The 4,860-nt window shown below is 50.6% G+C and carries 6 protein-coding genes; 1 reads left to right on the top strand and 5 read right to left on the bottom strand.

Annotation, left to right across the window (positions count from 1 at the left end):
• Window positions 1-547, top strand: a 547-nt coding sequence (locus ACO1NT_RS17735) for a type IX secretion system membrane protein PorP/SprF (RefSeq protein WP_449050079.1), incomplete at its 5' end; no start/stop codon positions are given.
• Window positions 548-580: 33 nt separating this feature from the next.
• On the opposite strand, the gene ACO1NT_RS17740 is transcribed toward ACO1NT_RS17735, so the two are convergent.
• The 5 genes from ACO1NT_RS17740 to ACO1NT_RS17760 all read right to left on the bottom strand — a co-directional run bounded on the left by ACO1NT_RS17740 (window position 581) and on the right by ACO1NT_RS17760 (window position 4,691).
• A complete protein-coding gene (locus tag ACO1NT_RS17740) occupies window positions 581-946 on the bottom strand; it encodes a DUF2200 domain-containing protein (RefSeq protein WP_449050080.1) in 366 nt (121 codons plus the stop codon).
• A 27-nt stretch (window positions 947-973) separates the two neighbouring features.
• Entirely contained in the window at window positions 974-2,260 is a 1,287-nt protein-coding gene (locus ACO1NT_RS17745) for a citrate synthase (protein WP_449050081.1), read from the bottom strand.
• A gap of 77 nt (window positions 2,261-2,337) precedes the next feature.
• The gene (gene pth / locus ACO1NT_RS17750) at window positions 2,338-2,907 is read right to left on the bottom strand and encodes an aminoacyl-tRNA hydrolase (protein ID WP_449050082.1); all 570 of its coding nucleotides are present in this window, start codon (window positions 2,905-2,907) and stop codon (window positions 2,338-2,340) included.
• A 75-nt stretch (window positions 2,908-2,982) separates the two neighbouring features.
• Window positions 2,983-3,573 carry a 50S ribosomal protein L25/general stress protein Ctc gene (locus ACO1NT_RS17755; RefSeq protein ID WP_449050083.1) on the bottom strand — a complete coding sequence of 197 codons (591 nt, stop codon included), beginning with the start codon at window positions 3,571-3,573 and terminating at the stop codon, window positions 2,983-2,985.
• A gap of 173 nt (window positions 3,574-3,746) precedes the next feature.
• Complete coding sequence (locus ACO1NT_RS17760; protein WP_449050084.1) at window positions 3,747-4,691, bottom strand: ribose-phosphate pyrophosphokinase; 945 nt, start codon at window positions 4,689-4,691, stop codon at window positions 3,747-3,749.
• Window positions 4,692-4,860 lie beyond the last annotated feature (169 nt).

Here is a 4,860-nt window from a genome sequence, read left to right on the forward strand (position 1 = left end):
CTTATCGCTGAATGCCGGCTTCAGCTACCTCGACGGCCGCTTTTCGCAGCTCGACCCGATGGATCCGGCCTTTCGGGAAGACGTTCGGGAGACAGATGCGCTGGTAGGTTTCGGGGTGATGCTTTACCGCCCCGAACGGTACTATGTAGGCTTATCGCTGCCGCGGCTAATGCTAGGGAACCTCGGCTTGACGGGAGATAGTCGGTATCAATTCACCAATGTCTACCACCTGACGGCCGGAGCGCTATTCCATTTAGGATTAGACTTCCAGTTCCGGCCGTCTTTGCTGGTTACTTATTCGGAGAGCCTGCGACCACAAGCTGAGGCATCGGCGATGTTCTTCGTCAAAGAAGTGTTCGGAGTGGGCGTGAATGTGCGGACCTATGGGGAGATCGCAGGCATGGCACAGTTCAACTTTTCGCATTTCGGCCTGGGTTACAGCTATCAGTTCAATCCGGGCAGTGAGCCATTGAACAGACGCATCAACAACAGTACACACGAAATTGGGTTGAGTTACCGGTTTGCTGCGGATGCCGGACTGCTTTGATGCAATTGGCCTGGTGGTGAGGTGGAGCGGTTATTACTTCCGTAAGATTTTCTCCATAGCCTTGCCCTTGGCCAGTTCATCGATCAATTTGTCCAGATACCGGACCTTCCGCATCAAGGGTTCTTCGATTTCCTCTACCCGGTATCCACAGATCACGCCGGTGATTTTTGATGCGTTGGGATGGATTTGCGGAGCATCGGTGAAGAACGTTTCCATGTCGGTTTTGTCCGCAATGTGCCGCTTGAGGCCTTGCTCGTCATAACCGGTGAGCCAATAGATGATTTCATCGACTTCTGCCTGGGTTCGGCCTTTTTTCTCCGCTTTGGCGACATAGTGTGGATAAACACCCGCAAAGGACATTTTGTACACCCGCTGTATGTTTTCCGCTTTTGTAGCCATAACCTTTCCTTTTCATTCGCCGCAGGGCTACCGCTTGTCGAGCGGGACGTAGTCCCGCTTAGTGCTGCCGGTATAGATTTGGCGTGGCCGTCCAATCGGATCACGGTTGGCTTTCATCTCTTTCCACTGCGCAATCCAGCCGGGTAAACGGCCCAGGGCGAAGAGGACGGTAAACATATCGGTAGGGAAGCCCAAGGCCCGGTAGATGATGCCCGAGTAAAAATCGACATTCGGATAAAGCTTCCGATCTACGAAATATTGGTCTTTCAATGCGGCCGCTTCCAGTTCCTTGGCGATGTCTAGGACGGGATCGTCGATACCCAGTTTATCCAGTACGTCGTCGCATGCTTTTTTGATGATCTTGGCCCGTGGGTCGAAGTTTTTATACACGCGGTGGCCGAAGCCCATCAACCGGAACGGGTCGTTCTTGTCTTTGGCCTTGGCGAGCCATTTCGCACTGTTGCCCCCGTCGTTGCGGATGTTTTCGAGCATTTCGATGACCGCTTGATTGGCGCCTCCGTGTAACGGGCCCCAAAGGGCCGATATGCCTGCGGATATGGAAGCATATAGGTTGGCGTTGGATGAGCCCACGATACGTACCGTGGACGCGGAGCAGTTCTGCTCATGGTCGGCATGTAGGATCAAGAGTTTGTGCATGGCACTGATCACCGCGGGGTCCATGGTGGTATCTTCCGTGATCTGGCCAAATGTCATGTTCAGGAAGTTGTGGACATAGCTAAGCTCGTTCCGCGGATAGATAACCGGGTGCCCCAGCGATTTCTTGTATATCCAAGACACGATGGTCGGCATCTTGGCCAACAACTTCATGATGGTCAGGTTTTCTTCTTCCTCGCTGGGGTTCGGGTCCAGTGACTCGGGATAGAATGCTGAGAGCGCGCCTACCAAGCAAGAGAGCTGCCCCATGGGATGCGATTTCGAAGGGAAACCATCGAAGAATTTTTTCATGTCTTCATGGATCAGCGTATGCCTGCTGATTTTGCCCCTGAAATCGCTTAACGTGTGAGCTGTGGGGAGTTCGCCATATATCAACAAATACGCTACTTCCGGAAATGTCGAATGCTCAGCAAGTTGCTCAATCGGATATCCACGATAATGCAACACGCCTTTCTCACCGTCCAAAAAAGTAATTGCACTCTGCGTAGCTCCGGTATTTTTGAAGCCGGGATCGAGTGTGATTGCACCCGACGCAGCACGCAATTTCGAAATATCGATGGCCTGTTCGTTTTCGGTACCCATAACGATGGGCAATTCGTAAGATTTACCGTTTATTGAAATGGAGGCGTTTTCTGACATATTTTTTTTGGATGAAGTGCAAACATAGAAAAATTAGCGTTCAATTGCAACTTAATTATCGCTTAAAAGGACGTTAACTACCCGTTAAATCGGGTCATGGTCAGCTCTACACCGATGTGCACAAAGCTGTTGACTATTTGCGTGGAGCGGTCGATCAGCGCCGGGAGTTCCATCCGTTCGTCGTCATCAAATCCACTGAGTACGTAATCGACTTGGCGGCCTTTCGGGAAATCATTGCCTATGCCGAAACGGAGCCGTGGATATCCCTGGCCACCGCAGAGCGCCTCGATGCTTTTTAGCCCGTTGTGGCCTGCGCTGCTGCCCTTGGCACGCAGGCGGATCTTGCCGAATGGCAGGGCGATTTCGTCGACGATGACGAGCACGTCGTGGAGGGGGATTTTCAACTCGTGCATCCAATAATTGACAGCCTTGCCGCTTAAATTCATGTAGGTGGTAGGCTTGATAACGTATACACTGTTGCCACGGTGGCGGAATTCGGTGTAGTGGGCGTACCGGAGGGTGGAAAAGGTGGTGCCGGCTTGCCTTGCGAGCTCGTCAGCAACCATGAAACCAATGTTGTGCCGGGTATCGGCGTATTCACCGCCGATATTACCGAGGCCAACAATCAATTGTTTTTTTGCTGCCATAGGGTTGCAAACATACAAAAAAAGCATCAGCGTGGCAGCTGATGCTTTTTCAGTTATCGGTTATGCTTGCCGATTTTATTTTTTTCCTTCGGCCTTAGCGGCTTCTTGTTCCGCTTGGCGCAATGCCCGCGACATGATGACTGAAACAATGGTGTCGTCGCTGTTATTAAGCACTTTCCCATTTTCGATTTGTACATTGTCAACACGTACCGAGCTGCCTACTTCAAGGGCTTCAAGGCTCACCTCGATATGCTGTGGCAGGTCATTGGGCAGCGCCTTGACCCGAAGGCTACGGAGCTTCTGTACCAACTTACCACCAGCTTTTACGCCAGGCGATGTGCCCGTGAGTTTGATGGGGATGTTCAGTGACACCTCTTTGCCGTCGTTCAGCTCGAGGAAGTCGACATGGCGCACTTGATCCGTAAGCGGATGGTATTGTGCATCTTGGAGGATGGCCCGGAACTTCTTGCCGTCGACCTCAAGATCGATGAAATGAACATCCGGTGTGTAGATAACCGGCTTCAAATCAGTTGCGGACACGGAAAAGTGGTATTGTTCTTTGCCACCGTAAAGTACTGCCGGTACCTTACCTTGGTAGCGTAGTTCTTTCGCGTCTCGTTTCCCTACGTTCTCTCTCAGAGAACCGCTAATAGCAATTGACTTCATTTTTTGATTGAATTATTCGTAAAAATTAAGGCCGCAAAGGTACGCAATGTTTTTTATCTATCTAATTTTTTTATTCGGTGATGAAGCTATCAGATTTTTACATCCCCTGTGTGGTCCTGAACGCCCTGAAAAACCATGATGGTTTAATCTCTGGAAATGAATGTGTTGATTCGTCAATCCACTTTAAACAAATCGCTGATGGAGCCGTGTTCGTTGACATTCTTAATGGCATTGGCGAACAAGCCGGCGGTGGATAGCACCCTGATTTTTTCGCTTTGGCGCTTCAGTGGAATGGTGTCGGTAACGATAAGTTCAGTCAATTTCGACTTCTCGATGGTCTCGTACGCTTCGCCCGATAACACCGGATGCGTACATACGGCACGCACGCTGGACGCCCCGTTTTCCATGATTAAGGATGCCGCTTTGGAAAGGGTACGTGCGGTATCACAGATGTCGTCTATCAATACGATGTCTTGGCCGGCCACGTCGCCGATGATGGACATGGACTCGATTTCGTTAGCCCGTTTGCGTTGTTTGTCGCAGATTACGACTTCAGCATTGAAATATTTTGCAAATGTGCGGGCTCGGTAGGATCCGCCCATATCGGGTGATGCGATGGTGAGGTTGGGTAGGTTGAGCGACTTGATGTGTGGTACGAAAATCACCGACGCATCCAAGTGGTCCACAGGGATATCAAAAAAGCCCTGGATCTGTGCGGCATGGAGGTCCATCGTCATGAACCGATGTGCCCCGGCAGCGGTGATGAGATTGGCAATCATTTTGGCACCGATGGCCACACGCGGTTTGTCTTTGCGGTCTTGGCGGGCGAAGCCAAAATAAGGGACCACCGCCGTGATGTAGTGGGCCGAAGCACGTTTGGCGGCATCGATCATCAACAGTAGCTCGAAAAGATTGTCACTTGGCTGGTTGGTCGATTGGATGAGGAAGACGTCGCATCCGCGGACGGATTCATTGTAAAATGGCTGAAACTCACCGTCGCTGAAGCATGAGACCGTCATTTCGCCGAGATCCTTTCCGAAAGCACTTGCTATTTTTTTGGCTAATTCGGTAGTGCCGGTGCCTGAAAAAAGTTTAACCGGATTGAACTGCAGTGGCATGGTGTTGTCGTTGTTTTGTGGGTTAGCAATGGATTGGGGTGTTGTGTTATTCGTGCGATAAATATACATTAAAAAATTACGGATTGCCAACCGACAATCCGTAATTTTTTTTGTTGCCCGACCAGGATTCGAACCTAGACAAACAGAACCAAAATCTGTCGTACTACCA

Source organism: Parapedobacter sp., assembly GCF_053550995.1.

Excerpts from the sequence above, each read along its gene's own strand:
- ACO1NT_RS17740 (WP_449050080.1), bottom strand. The coding sequence starts at position 946 with ATGGCTACAAAAGCGGAAAACATACAGCGGGTGTACAAAATGTCCTTT.
- ACO1NT_RS17745 (WP_449050081.1), bottom strand. The coding sequence starts at position 2,260 with ATGTCAGAAAACGCCTCCATTTCAATAAACGGTAAATCTTACGAATTG.
- pth (WP_449050082.1), bottom strand. The coding sequence starts at position 2,907 with ATGGCAGCAAAAAAACAATTGATTGTTGGCCTCGGTAATATCGGCGGT.
- ACO1NT_RS17755 (WP_449050083.1), bottom strand. The coding sequence starts at position 3,573 with ATGAAGTCAATTGCTATTAGCGGTTCTCTGAGAGAGAACGTAGGGAAA.
- ACO1NT_RS17760 (WP_449050084.1), bottom strand. The coding sequence starts at position 4,691 with ATGCCACTGCAGTTCAATCCGGTTAAACTTTTTTCAGGCACCGGCACT.